Origin of the sequence: Streptomyces sp. ISL-98, from assembly GCF_018614055.1 — a bacterium.
Taxonomy (GTDB): domain Bacteria; phylum Actinomycetota; class Actinomycetes; order Streptomycetales; family Streptomycetaceae; genus Streptomyces; species Streptomyces spiramyceticus.
The window spans coordinates 85684-101609 of record NZ_JAGGPB010000035.1; the positions used below are offsets into that span (position 1 = coordinate 85684).

Annotated in this window: 15 protein-coding genes; 5 read left to right on the plus strand and 10 right to left on the minus strand. The window is 70.9% G+C overall.

The window, feature by feature from the left end:
- Positions 1–36 precede the first annotated feature (36 nt).
- Entirely contained in the window at positions 37–693 is a 657-nt protein-coding gene (locus J7I98_RS24390; protein WP_214925428.1) for a phosphatidylserine decarboxylase, read from the plus strand.
- Positions 694–715: 22 nt separating this feature from the next.
- Positions 716–1534 (plus strand): CDP-diacylglycerol--serine O-phosphatidyltransferase, encoded by an 819-nt coding sequence (gene pssA / locus J7I98_RS24395; RefSeq protein ID WP_214925727.1) that lies wholly within the window; start codon positions 716–718, stop codon positions 1532–1534.
- Positions 1535–1610: 76 nt separating this feature from the next.
- Here the strand turns inward: pssA and J7I98_RS24400 are convergent, their stop codons facing one another.
- Genes J7I98_RS24400 through J7I98_RS24420 form a run of 5 tightly spaced genes read right to left on the minus strand, consistent with a single transcriptional unit; the run spans position 1611 to position 6420 of the window.
- Entirely contained in the window at positions 1611–2882 is a 1272-nt protein-coding gene (locus J7I98_RS24400; RefSeq protein WP_214925431.1) for an ABC transporter substrate-binding protein, read from the minus strand.
- 2 nt (positions 2883–2884) lie between these two features.
- The gene (locus J7I98_RS24405) at positions 2885–3955 is read right to left on the minus strand and encodes a branched-chain amino acid ABC transporter permease (protein WP_214925432.1); all 1071 of its coding nucleotides are present in this window, start codon (positions 3953–3955) and stop codon (positions 2885–2887) included.
- Positions 3948–4838 (minus strand): branched-chain amino acid ABC transporter permease, encoded by an 891-nt coding sequence (locus tag J7I98_RS24410; RefSeq protein WP_214925433.1) that lies wholly within the window; start codon positions 4836–4838, stop codon positions 3948–3950. Before J7I98_RS24410 ends, J7I98_RS24405 begins: the two co-directional genes overlap by 8 nt.
- Positions 4835–5614 carry an ABC transporter ATP-binding protein gene (locus J7I98_RS24415; RefSeq protein WP_214925434.1) on the minus strand — a complete coding sequence of 260 codons (780 nt, stop codon included), beginning with the start codon at positions 5612–5614 and terminating at the stop codon, positions 4835–4837. The genes J7I98_RS24410 and J7I98_RS24415 overlap by 4 nt, the downstream gene beginning before the upstream one ends.
- Complete coding sequence (locus tag J7I98_RS24420; protein WP_214925436.1) at positions 5611–6420, minus strand: ABC transporter ATP-binding protein; 810 nt, start codon at positions 6418–6420, stop codon at positions 5611–5613. Before J7I98_RS24420 ends, J7I98_RS24415 begins: the two co-directional genes overlap by 4 nt.
- A 179-nt stretch (positions 6421–6599) precedes the next feature.
- Here J7I98_RS24420 and J7I98_RS24425 point away from each other — a divergent pair, with 179 nt between their 5' ends.
- Positions 6600–7799, plus strand: a complete 1200-nt coding sequence (locus tag J7I98_RS24425; protein ID WP_214925438.1) for a CdaR family transcriptional regulator — start codon at positions 6600–6602, stop codon at positions 7797–7799.
- A gap of 259 nt (positions 7800–8058) precedes the next feature.
- Here J7I98_RS24425 and J7I98_RS24430 read toward each other — a convergent pair whose 3' ends face one another.
- Positions 8059–9192, minus strand: a complete 1134-nt coding sequence (locus tag J7I98_RS24430) for a glycerate kinase (protein ID WP_214925440.1) — start codon at positions 9190–9192, stop codon at positions 8059–8061.
- A gap of 149 nt (positions 9193–9341) precedes the next feature.
- Between J7I98_RS24430 and J7I98_RS24435 the strand changes: the two genes are divergently transcribed.
- On the plus strand, positions 9342–10421 hold the full coding sequence (locus J7I98_RS24435) for an ADP-ribosylglycohydrolase family protein (RefSeq protein ID WP_214925441.1): 1080 nt from the start codon (positions 9342–9344) through the stop codon (positions 10419–10421).
- Between the two features lie 227 nt (positions 10422–10648).
- Positions 10649–11806, plus strand: a complete 1158-nt coding sequence (locus J7I98_RS24440) for a hypothetical protein (RefSeq protein ID WP_214925732.1) — start codon at positions 10649–10651, stop codon at positions 11804–11806.
- A gap of 57 nt (positions 11807–11863) precedes the next feature.
- On the opposite strand, the gene J7I98_RS24445 is transcribed toward J7I98_RS24440, so the two are convergent.
- From J7I98_RS24445 to J7I98_RS24460, 4 genes are read right to left on the minus strand one after another with little or no spacing between them, the layout of a single operon-like run.
- On the minus strand, positions 11864–12373 hold the full coding sequence (locus J7I98_RS24445) for a methylated-DNA--[protein]-cysteine S-methyltransferase (protein WP_214925443.1): 510 nt from the start codon (positions 12371–12373) through the stop codon (positions 11864–11866).
- Between the two features lie 22 nt (positions 12374–12395).
- On the minus strand, positions 12396–13859 hold the full coding sequence (locus J7I98_RS24450) for an AlkA N-terminal domain-containing protein (protein ID WP_214925446.1): 1464 nt from the start codon (positions 13857–13859) through the stop codon (positions 12396–12398).
- A 50-nt stretch (positions 13860–13909) separates the two neighbouring features.
- Entirely contained in the window at positions 13910–14431 is a 522-nt protein-coding gene (locus tag J7I98_RS24455; protein WP_214925449.1) for an O-acetyl-ADP-ribose deacetylase, read from the minus strand.
- Between the two features lie 53 nt (positions 14432–14484).
- Positions 14485–15900, minus strand: a complete 1416-nt coding sequence (locus tag J7I98_RS24460; RefSeq protein ID WP_214925450.1) for an NAD(P)/FAD-dependent oxidoreductase — start codon at positions 15898–15900, stop codon at positions 14485–14487.
- Positions 15901–15926: the final 26 nt, after the last annotated feature.

Consider the following 15926-nt stretch of genomic DNA (forward strand, 5'->3'; position numbering starts at 1 on the left):
TTGCCAGCGCGGCATCATCCGCTACGAAGGTCATCCATGCCCCACAGCCAAACCTCTGCACCACGCGACGGCTTCCTCAAGGGACGCCTTGCTCGCGGAGCATCGCCGTGGCTTCTGCCGACCGTCGCCACAGCGGCGCTCAGCCTCTCCCGGGCTCGCAAGTCCGGCCGCTGGGCTGCCGTCGCCGTGCCCACCACCGCGCTCGCGGCGGGCATGCTGTGGTTCTTCCGCGACCCCGAGCGCGAGATCACCCAGGGCCGGGTCATTTCCCCGGCCGACGGAGTGGTGCAGAGCATCATGCCGTGGAAGGACGGGCGTACCCGCGTCGCGATCTTCATGAGCCCGCTGAACGTCCACGTCAACCGCGCGCCCCTGGCGGGCACCGTGACGTCGGTCGAGCACATCCCCGGCGGGTTCGTTCCGGCGTTCAACAAGGAGAGCGAGAACAACGAGCGCGTTGTCTGGCACTTCGACACCGAGCTCGGCGACATCGAGATGGTGCAGATCGCCGGCGCGGTCGCGCGCCGCATCGTCCCGTACGTCCCCCAGGGCACCAAGGTCGAGCAGGGTGAGCGCATCGGCCTCATCCGCTTCGGCTCGCGCGTCGACATCTACCTTCCGGAAGGTGTCGATGTCGCGGTCGAGGTCGGCCAGGCCACCACTGCGGGGGTGACTCGAATTGACCGTGACTGATCCTGAGACTCAGGCCGGCTGGGTGCCGGAGGCCGAGGAAGAGACCGACGCCGAGGACATGCCGCTCTCACTGCGGCTGTCAATAGCGGACACGCTCACCCTCGGTAACGCGACGTGCGGATTCATGGCGGTGTACTTCACCACCACCGGAATCCTCATCCCGCACCTCCAGGGCAGCCAGGAGACCGGCATGGCGCGGCACAGCGCCGCGACCGCCGTGATCCTGATGCTCCTCGCGGCGATCTTCGACCTCTGCGACGGGCTCGTGGCGCGCAAGCTGCGCAGCTCGCCGATGGGTGCGGAGCTCGACAACCTCTCCGACCTGATCAGCTTCGGGCTCGCCCCGGCCTACTTCGTACTCGTGTACGGAATGGTCGCGGACGACGCCCACCAGCGTGTTTCGGCGCTGGCGGCGATCGTGGTGCTGTTGGCGGTGGTGCTGCGGCTTGCGAGATTCTCCTGCGTGACCATGAAGGACGGCATGTTCCAGGGCATGCCGAGCCCCTTCGGTGCGCTCACGGTCGTCTCGATCGTGCTGCTAGAGCTTCCCTTCATCCCCACGCTGCTCGCCATCATCGGCGTCGCGTGGCTGATGGTGAGCCGGGTCGAGTACCCGAAGCCGCGGGGTGTCCTCGCGGTGGCCATGCTCGCCTGGATAGTGGGCGCGATGGGGCTGCTCGCGGCCTGGGCGTTCGACGCGCCCGGCGGACAGTTCCTGCTCGCAACCGGGTGCGCGCTCCAGGTGGTTCTGGGTGCGGTCATCCCGCTCTTCGCGACGGCGCGGCGCGTGAACACGTTCCGCGACAACCGACGCGAGGCGAGGGCCGCGCAGCTTCCGTAAGCGGCTGACGTACGTACGACCGCGGGCCCCGGGGTTACATCCCCGGGGCCCGCGGTCCTTCCGTTTCCCGGGGCTGTCAGCCGCCCACGGTGTAGTTCTTGGCGCCCTCCGAGACCTTCGCCTCGCGCACCACCTTCATGCCGCCGGTCGCCTTCTTGTCCGGCCGCAGGATGACCGTCTGGCGCGAGGAGGGGGCCTTCGGGTCGGTGAAGTCGTGCGTGGTGCCGAAGCCCGAGTCGTAGGAGTTGATCGTCAGCAGCGCCTTGTCGACACCCTCCCTGGTCAGGTCTTTCGACGTGCACGCCTTCTTCAGCGCCTCGCCGAAGACCGAGGCTGCCGTCCAGCCCGCCACCACTCCGTTGTCGAGGGCGTCCGAGGGGTACGCCGCCTTGTAGTCGGCGACGAGCTTCTTGCCGGCGGGCGAGTCCGTGCCGATCGGCTCCGTGGGCGAGGCAACGTAATAGTTCTTCATCAGTGCCGGTCCGGCCTGGGTGGCGAGCAGCTGCGGCGAGAAGGCTGAGTTGTTGCCGATGATCGGTACCTTCAGCCCGACCGCCGCCGAGACGCCCACGAACGACGCCGCCTGGCGCGGTCCCGCACTGATGACGACGCCCTTGACCCCGGCCTTCTTGAGCGCCGCGACCTGGGCCGTCATGTCGTTGTCGGTGGGCTTGATCTTCTGTTCGACGACGGTGAGCCCGGCCTTCTCCGCCGCGTACTTCGCTCCGGCCAGCGCGTTCTCGCCGTAATCTCCCTCGAAGTAGACATGGCCGATCTTGTCGCCCTTCTTGACGCCCTGCTCCTTCGTCAGGAAGTCGATCGCGTTGATCGTCTCCACGTCGTACGTATTGCCTATGACTCGGATGTACGGGCTGCCGAGCAGCGAGGCGGACCAGGCCTGCGGGATGACGAGGCCTTTGTCCTGGCCGTCGATGCGTGGCTTGACGGCAGCCACGAAGGGCGAGCCGATGAACTGGACGAAGCCCAGGACCTCCGGCGACAGCTCGGTGTACCCGGAGACGGCCTTCTGCGGGTCGTATCCGTGGTCGCGCACCGTGAGCTCGATCTGCCGGCCGCAGATGCCGCCGGCCGCGTTGGTCTGCTTCGCGTACAGCTGCTGGGCCTGGGTGACGCTCTTGCCGAGCGAGGCGTAGACGCCGGTCATGTCGGTCAGTACACCGAGCTTGATCTTCTTGTCCGTGACGCCCTGGCCGGTCTTGACCCCGCCGGCCCCGGGCTTGTCGTCCTTCGTGTCCTTCGCCTTCGAGCTGCACCCGGCCGCTGTCAGCGCGAGCAGCGCCGCGAGGGTGGCGGCGGTGGTTCTGGTTGCCTGCTTGCGTGTGGTCATGGTTACTCCTCTGGGGTTGTTGTCTTGCGCCGGAGGGCAGGCCGCACCAGGCCGCCCGGCAGGAAGAGCACCACCGCGACAACGGCGGCGCCGTAGAGGTACCGGGATGCCTCGCCCGGTGCGACCCCGCCCGTACCGGGGGCGGAGACGAGGGGCAGGGCATCGCTGTACCGGGTGAGGAGCTGGGGCAGCAGAGAGACGAACACGGCTCCCACCACCGCTCCCGCGACCGAGCCGAGACCGCCGATGACGATCATGGCGAGGTATTCGAGGGACAGGATCATGCCGAAGTACTCCGGCACGGTCCGCTGGAAGACCAGCGCGAGCAGTACGCCCGCCAGGCCCGCGTACATGGAGGAGAGGACGAACACCCCGGCCCGGTAGCGGGCGACCGGCACCCCTATGACGCCCGCGGCGATGCGGTGGTCACGGATGGCGTTCATGGCCCGTCCGGGACGCCCGCGCAGCACTCCGCGGGCGAAGAGCGCGCAGCCGGCCACGGCGATCAGGGCGACGTACCAGAGCTTCTCGGCGGATCCGAAGGGCACGGCGGCCACCAGCAGCTCGCTCTCGTCGAAGGTGATTCCGAAGAGACTGAGCGGGGGGACGTCGCGGCCGTTGAAGCCGCCGGTCAGGTCGTGTGCGTTGAAGAGCACGTGCTGGCCGATGAAGATGAGCGCGAGGGTGGCGATGCCGAGATACGCGCCCTGGAGGCGTCCCGAGATGGGGCTGAAGAGGCCGCCCGCGACCCCGGCGAGCGCCACCGCGAGGACCGCGGCGAGCCAGCTGGGCAGACCGAGGCCCGTCAGTGTCCCGGCGGAGTCCCCGGCGAAGACGCAGTAGCCGTACGCGCCGACGGCGAGGAAGAACGCGTGGCCCATGGAGAGCTGGCCGGTGGCGCCGGTCAGCAGGTTGAGGCCGATGGCGCCGATGGCGGCGGCCATCGCGAAGAGTCCGGCCTGCAGCCAGAACCGGTCGAGGTAGAAGGGCAGCGCGAGGAGCAGGACCGCTCCGGCGCTCCACAGCAGGGCGGTGCGCGGGAGGCGGCGCAGTCTCTTGGCCGGTTCAGACACGGGCCAGCTCCTTCGTACCGAAGAGACCGGCCGGGCGGACCAGCAGGACGGCGACCATCACCAGATACGGAGCCAGGTCGCCGATGCCACGGCCGAGGAAGGTCAGATCGCTCTGGTAGCCGGTGGCGAGCGACTCGGTGATGCCGACGAGGAACCCGCCGACGAGTGCGCCGGTGGTGGAGTCGAGGCCGCCGAGGATCGCCGCCGGGAAGGCCTTCATCGCGGCGAGCGAGGTCGAGCGCTCCAGGCCCGGCGTCGGAAAGACCGTCAGGAACAGTGCGGCGACGGCGGCGAGTCCGCCCGCCACGGCCCAGGCGCCGAGGGAGACCCTGCCGAGGCGTACGCCCATCAGTGCGGCGGTCTCGGAGTTCTCGGCGGCGGCGCGCATCGCCACGCCCCAGGAGGTGAAGCGGAAGGCGAGCAGGAAGACCGTGATGAGCAGGCCGGCGGCGACGAACGCGGCGATCCGGGTGTGTGCCACGGTCACCCCGCCGAAGGTGAGCACCGCGTCGCCCCAGGGGTCGCCCAGGGCGAGCACGTCGGTGCCGATACGCCGGGTCAGCTCGGTGGTGAGGAGGATGTCGACGCCGATGGTGACGATGGCCAGCACGCTGTGATTCGAGCCCCGGTAACGACGCATCACCAGGAACTCGACCCCGGCTCCTACGGCGGCGGCGCCGCCGATCCCGGCGAGCAGGGCGAGCCAGAAGCCGATGTCATCGTGGAGGACGGCGGTGACGTAGCCGCCGGCGAGCAGCAGCGAGGCGTGGGCGAAGTTGACGACCTCGGTGGCGCGGAAGATCACCACGAAGCCGAGGGCGATCAGGGCGTAGACGGAACCGATCGAGATCCCATTGAGGAGCAGTTCGGCGAAGGTGGTCATGAGGTGGCCTCCTCTCCCAGGTAGGCGCGGACGACGGCGGGGTCGGACTGGACGGAGGCGGGTGTTCCGTCGGCGATCAGCCGGCCGAAGTCGAGGACCGTCACGGAGTCGGCGAGTCGCATCACCACGCCCATGTCGTGCTCGACCAGCACGATGGAGATGCCGAGGCTGTCCCGTACGCCCGCGACGATGGACGCGGTGGCCCGGCGTTCGTCGGCGGTCATTCCGGCGACCGGTTCGTCGAGGAGCAGCACCTTTGGCTCCATGCACAGTGCGCGGGCCAGCTCGGCGAGTTTCTGCTGCCCGTACGGCAAGGCGCCTGCTGGGCGGCCGAGTTGCTCTTCGAGGCCGACGAAGGCGGCGATCTCCCGGACGCGTTCGCGGTGCCTCGCCTCCTCCCGTACGGCGGAAGGCAGTCGCAGTCCGGCGGCGACGAAGCCGGTGCGGGTGAGGCGGTGACGGCCCAGCATCAGGCTGTCCTCGACGGTGGCGCCGGGCGGCAGGGCGAGGTTCTGGAAGGTCCTTGCGATGCCGAGACCGGCGATGCGGTGGGGCGGCAGCCCGGTCATTTCCTGGCCGCCGAAGCGGACGCTGCCCGAGGTGGCCCGGTACACGCCCGAAAGGACGTTGAAGCAGGTCGACTTGCCGGCGCCGTTGGGTCCGATGACGGCGTGCACGGTTCCGGGCTGAACGGTAAAGCTCACCGCGTCCAGTGCGGTCAGACCGGCGAACCGTACGGTCACATCTCTGACGTCCAGGGTCGCTTCGGTGCTCATCGGCCCTCCCAGACGCTGAGGGTGCGGTGGGCCGCCACGGCCCGGGAGGCGTCGGCCGCGGCCTCCTCGTCGACGACGCCCAGATAGCGGCGGCGTACCTCGTCGGACGCGGCGAGCTCGTCGGCGGGGCCCGACAGCACGACCTCACCGACGTCGAGGACGTACGCGTGGGAGGCGAGGCGCAGAGCGATGGCGGCGTTCTGTTCCACGAGCAGTACGGCCGTGCCCTGCGCGTTGATCTCGGTGATCGTCTCGGCGATGCGTTGTGCCATCAGCGGGGCGAGGCCGAGTGAGGGCTCGTCGAGCAGCAGCAGTTTCGGTCCGGCCATCAGGGCTCTGGCAACCGCGAGCATCTGCTGCTCGCCGCCGGAGAGCAGCCCGGCGCGCTGCCCGGCGCGGTCGGCCAGTACCGGGAACAGCTCATGGACCCGTCGCAGCGCGGCGGTCTGGGCGGCGCGGTTGCCGGTGGAGCCGAGTGCGCCCGCGCGCAGATTGTCGGCGACCGTCATCCGGGCGAACACCTGGCGCCCTTCGGGGACTTGGCAGAGGCCGGCGGCCACCACCCGGTCGGGGGAGAGCCCGGTCAGCGGCCGGCCGTCGAAGGCGACGGTGCCTCCGGTGACCGCTCCGCCGTGAAACGACAGTGTGCGGGAGATGGCGCGCAGGAGCGTGGACTTCCCTGCTCCGTTGCTGCCCAGTACGGCGACCACGGACCCTTCGGGCAGCGTGAGCGACACGTGTCGCAGCGCCCTCACAGGTCCGTATCCCGCCGACAGATCCCGTATTTCCAATGCGGCGCCAGACATGGCACCCCTTCCTCGGGCCGTTCGGTGGCGCTCACCTCAGCACCGGCGTGGCCTCCCGTCCACGGTCGGCGGCGGAACCGCTGCCGGTGACCAGCGGCACCCACGACCGGTTGTGCACGTGCACAACAGTGCGTGTCAGGGGCCTGTCAGGAAGCCGTGGCCATGGCACGCTCTCGGCCATGGGAGCCCGCAGAGCACGGACGGGGCACGACTGGGCGGTGCTGACCGAGGCATGTGCGGCGCTGCTCGGCCGGCTGCCGGATCTGGTGGATCAGCACATGCGCGAGCTGAACGCGCACTCGCCGCTGTACGGGCAGGTCCTGTCGCAGGACCAGCACTGGCAGGAGACCGAGCAGGCGATGCGGATCGGTATCGAGGCGATCTCCGCGCCGAAGTCGCAACCGCGCCGCGATCTGGAGTACGCGGAGTGGACGGGCCGGCGCCGGGCGCAGCAGGGCTTCCCGCTGGAACTGCTCGTGCACTCCTACCGGCACGCGGGCTACCTCGTGTGGGACGCGCTCCTGGAGGGCACGGAGGCGGAGAACCCCGAGACGCTTGCGGTGCTCATGAGGGCGGCCACGACGGTGTTCGCCGCGGTGGACGCGCAGGCGGCGATCGCCTCGGAGGCGTACCGCGCGACGGAGTCGGAGCTGCGCCACCGTACGGACGAACGGCTCCAGGCGCTGCTCGACGCGCTGCTGGAGGGCAAGGACTCACCGGGCCTGGCGGCCCGCGCGGCGGCCGGTCTCGATCTGCCGGAGCAGGGGCGGTACGCGGTGGTGGTGCTGCGGGTGGAACGGCGGGACGGGCGCGAGCCCTTCCACCGGCGCATCCAGGGCACAGGTATGCGGTTCATCTGGCGGATGCGCACGGACTGCGAGGTGGGGGTGGTCTCGCTGGGCGAGGAGACGACGCCGGCCGACCTGTCGGAGCTCCTCGCCGGGCGGTGTCCCGGGCCCGGCGGGATCAGTCCGGTGGTGGACGGGCTCGCCGGCCTGGGCGCGGCCCGCCGGCTCGCGGACCTGGCGCTGCGGACGTGTGCGCCGGACGCGACGGGGATCGTACGGCTCGACGAGCGGATGCCGACGGCGCTGGTGGTGAGCCAGCCTGAGCTTGCTGAGCGGCTGGTGGCGGATGTGTTCGCCGGCGTGATGGAACTGGAGCCGGCGGACCGGGTGGTGCTGCTGGAGACGCTGGATGCGTGGCTGTCTTGCGAGGGGTCGGCGGGGCGGACGGCCGGTCGGCTGTATTGCCACCGGAATACGGTGTTCAACCGGCTCCGGCGGCTGGAACAGCTGACGTCCCGCTCCCTGTCGCGGCCGCGGGACCTGATCGAGATGACGCTGGCGCTGGACGCGTTTCGGTTGAGCGGGGCGTGACGCGGGGGCGGCGGTGCGGGGCGAAGGCGGTGGGTAGGCGGCGCCGCCCGGAACCGTTGCCCTGTCCGCCACTGGGCGTGCCCTGCGGGGCTGTTCCCCCTACCCGCCCCTTCCCGAACTGGGGGCAAGCCCCCAGACCTGGGACGCCCTTGGGGGTCCCCCGGACGAAGTCTGGGGGAGTGTCCTCAAACGCCGGACGGGCTGAATATTTCAGCCCCTACGGCGTTCGAGGAGCGGGCCCCGCTACCTCGCCGGGTCGTCAGCTCAGGAAATCCCGGGCGATCTTCTCCGCCACTCGTTCCAGCAGCGGGCCCGCCTCCGCCATCGACCTCGCCGGGTCCGGCTCCAGGTCCGTCAAGGCGTACGCGCGGCGGATCCCCGCCCGGCCCAGCGCCTCCGGCGGCAGCGCCAGGCGGCCGCACACAGCGATGACCTCGATGTTCTTGGCGCGGGCCGCCGCCGCCACCCCTGCCGGCGCCTTGCCGTGCAGGGTCTGCTCGTCGAGTGAGCCCTCGCCGGTGATGACCAGGGTGGCCCGCTCCAGCGCGGGCCCGAAGCCCAGGACGTCGAGCATGACCTCGATGCCGGGGCGGAAGCTCGCGCCGAGCGCGATCAGTGCCCCGTAGCCGATACCGCCGGCCGCACCCGCGCCGGGCGCAGCGGCGAGCTCCGGGCCGAGGACCGAGGCGTAGTGCGCCAGGGCGGCGTCGAGGGTCGCCACGTCGGCCTCGGTGGCGCCCTTCTGGGGGCCGTACACCGCCGCCGCACCCTTGGGGCCGGTCAGCGGGTTGTCGACGTCGCTGGCGAGGACGAGGTCCACGTCGGCGAGGCGCGGGTCGAGGCCGCCGAGGTCGGCGGTAGCGAGGTCGCGCAGGCCCCCGCCACCGGGCCCGACGGGCTCGCCCGCCGCGTCCAGGAAGTGCGCCCCGAGCGCGGCCAGCATCCCTGCGCCGCCGTCGGTGCTGGCGCTGCCGCCGACACCGAAGACGATCGTGCGGGCGCCCGCGTCGAGCGCGGCGCGCAGCAGCTCGCCGGAACCGTACGTCGTGGCGGTGAGCGGCGCGAAGACGCCGGCGGGGAGGTGCTGGAGGCCCGAGGCCTCCGCCATCTCGACCACAGCGGTGCCGTCGCGCAGCGCGAAGGCCGCCGTGAGCTGCTCGCCGAGCGGCCCGGTGACCCGTACCTCCCGGCGCTCGAACCCGGCCGCGACCGCCGCGGCCACCGTTCCGTCGCCGCCGTCGGCGACGGGCAGTGCCTCGACCCGTACGTCGGGGACGACCCGCCGCAGCCCGGCCGTCACCCGCTCCGCGACCTGCACAGCCGTGAGCGAACCCTTGAACTTGTCCGCCGCGACGAGCACGCGGGCGGTCTCAGTTACTGCTCCGTCCGTCACCTTGCTATCCCTTGCTTTCGAACAGGCAGTCGCGCCGCCCCGACCCTATCTGCAGGAGGGGCCGCACACCTAGCGGCAGGCTCTCGCATTTCAGTTAAAACCGCATAAATGCCCTACGTCTGACCGCCGGAAATGGGTAGACCCGACGCATGACGCCACACAGCACGCGGACGGCCGACCGGATCCTCGGTGGCTGGCTGGGCCGGATCGCGGGGAACATGCTCGGCAAGCCCGTCGAGCGCGGCGACTACTGGACGCGCTCGCGCATCGACCGCTACCTGCGACTCACCGGCGCGCTGCCGCTCACCGACTACCTGCCCGCGCCCCCGCCCGGCGCGGCCGGTTTCGAGATGCGCCCCGAGTGGCCGGAGTGCGTGCGCGGCCGGATCAGCGGCAGCTGCCGCGACGACGACATCGACTACGCGATCCTCGGGCTGCACCTCCTGGAGACCCACGGCTTCGGTTTCACCACCGAGCAGGTCGGCGAGCTGTGGCTGCTGCGGCTGCCCTATCTCCAGACCTTCACCGCCGAGCGGGCGACGTACCGCAATCTCGCGAACGGCATCAGGCCGCCGCTGTCCGCCACCTACGACAACCCGTACCAGGAGTGGATCGGCGCCCTCATCCGCGCCGACATCTTCGGCTGGACGGCCCCCGGCGACCCGCACCGGGCCGCCGCGCTCGCCCGCCGCGACGCCGTGCTCTCGCACACCGGCAATGGGGTGTACGGCGCGATGTGGGCGGCCGCCCTGGTCGCCGCCGCGTTCACCGCACCGGGCCCGCGCGCCGCGATCGAGGTCGCGCTGGAGCGCGTACCGGCGAGCAGCCGGCTCGCCCGTACGGTCCGGCACACCGTCGCCCTGCATGCGGCCGGCGCCGCCTGGGCGGACACGCTCACCGCGCTGGAGGAGGAGACGGGGCGCCTCGGCTGGATCCACACCGTCCCGAACGCCGCCGTGATCACGGCGGGACTGCTGTACGGCGACGGCGACTTCACCCGGACCATCACACTCACCGTGCGCGGCGGCCTCGACACCGACTCGAACGGCGCAACGGCGGGCTCGGTGGCCGGGGTCATGTGCGGCGCGGCCGGGATTCCGCCGCAGTGGACCGATCCGCTGGAGGACACCGTACGCAGCGCGGTGTTCGGTTTCGACGGCATACGGATCAGTGAACTGGCCGACCGTACGGCCCAACTGGCCAGGCAGGACACGCGACGTACCGCTTGACTTCGAAGAAAGCCCCGCACGGCTGAAATCAAGGCTGTCCGCCAACCTCCGTCCGCCCTACGGTCTGTTGCCTCAGTGCCTTCACGCGGTGTTGCACCGGTGTGCACCGAGTGGTTGACAGCACGGCCTAGCGTGCCCGGCGTCATCTGCCTCGTCCGTCCCTTCCAGCAGTTCCTTCGTTCCTCGACGAATCTGGAGAGCCCATGCGCACATTCGTTGGCGGATTCATGACTGTTCTTGCAGCTGGGGCCCTTGTGGCCCAGGGAACCCCCTTGGCCGGCGCGACGGAAGCACCCGCGCCGGCCGAGGCGTCCAGGGCCAGACACCTGCCGGATGAGGTCTACGGGGGCGCCTGGAAGGCCGGGCACGTGCAGGGCGTGACCGTGGACCGGCACAAGGGGTACATGTACTTCTCGTACACCAACCTGCTCGTCAAGACTGATTTGCGCGGGAATCCGGTGGGTTCCGTATCGGGATTCACCGGGCATCTGGGTGATCTCGACTTCAACTCGAAGGACGGCCGGGTCTACGGCTCGCTGGAGTACAAGTCGGCCAAGGCGTTCTACATCGCGATCCTGGACGTGGACCGCATCGACCGCATGGGCATGGACGCACGGGAAAGCAACGTCATGTCGACGGTGCATCTCAAGGAGGTCGTCGACGACTACACGGCCGACATGAACGGCGACGGGAAGTTCGACGGCGACACCGCGAACACCCCCGACCACCGGTACGGCTGCAGCGGGATCGACGGAGTCGCGTTCGGTCCCGAGTTCGACAGGAACGGCCGCAGCATGCGCGGGAAGCAGGTCCTGACCGTCGCGTACGGCATCTATTCGAACGTCAAGCGGAAGGACAACGACCACCAGGTGCTGCTCCAGTACGACGTGCGCTGGTGGCGCAAGTACGAGCGCCCGCTGCCGGAGAGCGCGCCGCACCGCAGCGGTCCTTCGCAGGCCGACGACAAGGTCTTCGTCCGCACCGGCAACACGCGGTACGGCGTGCAGAATCTGGAGTACGACGACCACACGGGCAACTGGCTGATGGCCGTCTACAAGGGCGCGAAGCCGCAGTTCCCGAACTACTCGCTGTACATCGCGGATGGTTCGAAGCAGCCGGTGAGGGGCCCGATCACCGGCCAGCCGGAGCCCGAGCGCGGGCGGCTGCTGTCCCTCCTGCCGAAGGGTCTGCACCACGAGGCGTCGGACACGTACGGGTGGGAGTCCGGCGGGCAGTACGGGCTGATCGCGCTCGGCGGCGGGCGTTACTACCTCACGGAGGCGGGAACGGTGCAGGAGGGCGGCGTACTGAAGCAGACGGCGCGGTCGGTGCAGCACCGGTGGACGGGGCGGACCCCGACCCCGTTCGAACGGCTGGGCGACTAGGACAGGCGCCTGCGGCGCGTTCCGGGATGGGGAACAGCGCCGCAGGCGACCGTAGGCCTAGAAGAGCTGGTCCTCGTGGGCCGTCGCACCGCTCTCGAACGCCAGCAGCCGCCGCTTCCGGTCCAGCCCGCCGCCATACCCCGTAAGGCTGCCCGCCGCGCCGATCACCCGATGGCACGGCACGACAATGCCCACCGGATTCTTCCCATTGGCCAGGCCGACCGCGCGCGAAGCCGCCGGGTTGCCGAGGCGTTCGGCCAGTTCGCCGTACGACCAGGTCTCGCCGTACGGGATCTGCTGGAGCATCGCCCAGACGCTGCGCTGGAACGGCGTGCCGGCCAGGCTCAGCTCAAGGTCGAACTCCGTCAGCTCGCCGGCGAAGTACGCGTCGAGCTGGCGGACGGTCTCGCCGAAGATCGCGGGCGCGGCGTCGCGGTCCCCGAAGGACTCCTCCGGCGGGCGGTGGCGCTGGCCTGTCATGTAGAGGCCGGAGAGCTTGCCGTCCGTGGCGACGAGGGTGAGCGGACCGTACGGGCTGTCGATGACGGTGTGCTGCTTCGTGTTCATGTACGCGCTCCTCTGCATGCCTCTATACGGGAAGGCAGTTGATGGGGTGGTCGTCGGTGGCCCACAGGTACTGGACCGCGTACGCACGCCAGGGCCGCCAGGCCGCCGCCCGTGCCGTGAACGCGGCCGGTGTCGACGGCAGCCCCAACTCCTGCGCCGCGCGCCGGATTCCGAGGTCGGTCGGCAGGAACGCGTCGGGGTCGCCGAGTGCACGCATCGCGATCACCTCGACCGTCCAGGGCCCGAACCCCGGCAGCGCCAGCAGCTGCGCGCGGGCCCGCTCCCAGTCGCTGTCGATGCCGACCTCGAGCGTGCCGTCGGCGAGCGACGAGACCAGCGTGGTGAGGGTGGTCCGCCGGCTGCGCGGCAGGGCCAGCGCCTCCGGATCGAGGTCGGCCAGGGCCGCCGCGTCCGGGAAGAGGTGCGTGAGACCGCCCCCGGGGTCGTCGACGGGGGTGCCGTGCGCGGTGACCAGGCGGGCGGCGTGCGTACGGGCGGCGGCCGTCGAAACCTGCTGGCCCAGCACGGCGCGTACCGCGAATTCCGCCGCGTCGGTGGTACGCGGAACCCGGCGCCCGGGAGCCTTGTCGACGAGCGGGGCGAGCACCGGGTCGGTGCGCAGGTGGTCGTCGACGGCGACCGGATCAGCGTCGAGGTCGAGCAGCCGGCGGCACCGGCTGATGGCCATGGTCAGGTCGCGCAGGTCGGTGAGGGAGAGCAGGCAGGCGATGTGGTCGGGCTGCGGCGTGAGGGACGCGATGCCGTGCCCGTACGGCAGGTCGAGCGTGCGGCGGTAGGCGCCGTCGCGCCATTCCTCGACGCCGGGTACGGCGGTCGCGGCGAGGTGCCCGAACAGGTTCGTGGGGTTGAGCGGGGCGCGGAACGGCAGCCGCAGGGAGATCACACCGGGTGTCTGCGGCTGCTTCCTGCCGCGGGCGCGCAGTTCGCTCGGCGACAGCGCGAAGACCTCGCGGACCGTGTCGTTGAAGGTGCGCACGGACGCGAAACCGGCGGCGAAGGCGATGTCCGCCATGGCCAGCGGCGTCGTCTCGATGAGCAGGCGGGCGGTCTGGGCGCGCTGGGCGCGGGCCAGGGCGAGTGGTCCCGCGCCCAGCTCGGCGAGGAGCTGGCGTTCGATCTGCCGGGTGCTGTAGCCGAGGCGGGCGGCGAGCCCCGGCACGCCCTCGCGGTCGACGACACCGTCCCCAATGAGCCGCATGGCGCGGGCTACGACGTCGGCGCGGGCATTCCACTCCGGGGAGCCCGGGCTGGTGTCGGGACGGCAGCGCTTGCAGGCCCGGAAACCGGCCTGCTGGCAGGCGGCGGCGCTCGGCAGGAAGGTCATGTTCTCGACCTTGGGCGGCACGACGGGGCAGCTCGGACGGCAGTAGATCCGGGTGGTCAGTACGGCGGTGAAGAACCACCCGTCGAAGCGGGCGTCCTTGGACTGCACGGCGCGTACACAGCGCTCGGTGTCGGTGTGCATGGCTCAAGCATCGGGCACGCCCGATGGCTTTGACTGGCGAAAATCCGACATCAAGGTGTCTCTGCCAGGGCCCTCTCGAACTCCCCGTAGGCAGCCTCGTCGAACAGCACGAACCGCACCTCGGCGACCGGCTGGTCCGCCGCCTCCCGGACCGTACGGACGGCGATACGCGCACCGTCGTCCATCGGCCAGCCGTAGACACCGGTGGAGATGGCGGGGAACGCGACGGTGGTGGCCCCCAACTCCCGCGCCACGCGCAGGGATTCGCGGTAGCAGGAGGCGAGCAGCTCCGACTGGTCCCGGTCGGCCTGCCAGACAGGGCCGACCGTATGGATCACCCATTGGGCATTCAGCCGCCCCGCCGTGGTGGCGACGGCCTGGCCGGTCGCCAGCCCCTTCCCGTAGTGGGAGGCGCGCAGCTTGCGGCACTCGGCGAGGATCTCCGGGCCGCCCTTCCGGTGAATGGCACCGTCTACGCCGCCACCGCCCAGCAGGGAGGAGTTGGCGGCGTTGACGATGGCGTCGACGTGCTGCTCGGTGATGTCACCGCGTACGAGAGTGATGGCCGTCATGCACCCATCCTGCCCCTCCAGCCCCTCCAGCCCCTCCTGCCGCGTCCTGACGGTCAGGTCGCGCGCAGCCGCCGCCAGACCGCCTTCGCCGCGTTGTGGCCGGACATGCCGTGCACGCCGGGCCCTGGCGGGGTGGCCGACGAGCAGATGAAGACCGCCGGATGCGCTGTCGCGTACGGGAAGAGGGAGATCTTCGGCCGCAGCAGCAGCTGCAGCCCGGAAGCCGCACCGCAGGCGATGTCCCCGCCCACGTAATTGGCGTTGCGCGCGGCGAGCTCGGGCGGGCCTGCCGTGGCGCGGGCCAGGATCCGGTCGCGGAAGCCGGGGGCGAAGCGCTCGATCTGGCGCTCTATGGCGTCGGTGAGGTCGCCCTCCCAGGCGTGCGGGACATGGCCGTACGCCCAGAAGACGTGCTTGCCGTCCGGTGCCCGGGACGGGTCGACGAGACTGGGCTGCGCGGTGATCAGGAACGGCGTTTCGGGAGCCGTGCCGCCGGCCGCCTGCCGCAGCGCGGTGCCGATCTCGCGGCTGCTCGGCCCGACCTGGACCGTACCGGCCCGCCTCGGCTCCTCGGCCGTCCACGGAACGGGCCCGTCCAACGCGTAATCGATCTTGAATACGCTCGCGCCGTACCGGTAGTTCTCGTACGCCCGGCCCAGACCGGCGATCCGGGCCAGCGCGGTGGGCGACGTGTCGAAAACGTAGGCGCGTGCGGGCGGCAGGTCGTCCAGCCGCTTCACCTCGTACCCGGTGTGCACCACCCCGCCCAGGTCACGCAGATACGCCGCGAGGGCGTCCGAGATCGACTGCGAGCCGCCGCGTGGGAGCGGCCAGCCCCCCGCGTGCGCGGCGAGCGCGAAGACGAGGCCGACGGCGCCGGTGGCGATGCCGTCCAACGGGGCGATGACATGCCCGACGAGCCCGGCGAAGAGGGCACGCGCCCTGTCGTCGCGGAAGCGGCGCATCAACCAGGTGGAGGGCGGCAGCCCGTCGATCCCGAAGCGGGCCAGCGTCAGCGGATCGCGCGGCAGCGCGCTCAGCGGCAGCGACATGAAGTCCCGGGCCAGCGTGTCCCACTTCCCCCGGTACGGCGCGACGAGCCGCCGGTACGTCCCGGCGTCCCGCGACCCGAATGAAGCGGCCGTCTCGGCGACCGACCGGGACAGCACAGCGGCGCTGCCGTCGTCGAAGGGGTGCGCCATGGGCAGCTCGGGATGCAGCCACTCCAGCCCGTACCGGCCCAGCGGCATGGCTTTGAAGGCGGGCGAGCCCGCGCCCAGGGGGTGGACTGCGGAACAGGGGTCGTGCCGGAAGCCGGGCAGCGTGAGCTCCTCGGTTCTGGCTCCGCCCCCCACTGTGCCGGACGCCTCGAACACCTCCACCGAGAAGCCCCGGCGGGCAAGTTCGACAGCGGCGGTCAGTCCGTTGGGCCCCGCCCCCACGACGACAGCATCGAGCATCGACGGCACCTTCGGACTCCTTCGTCAGCCGATGG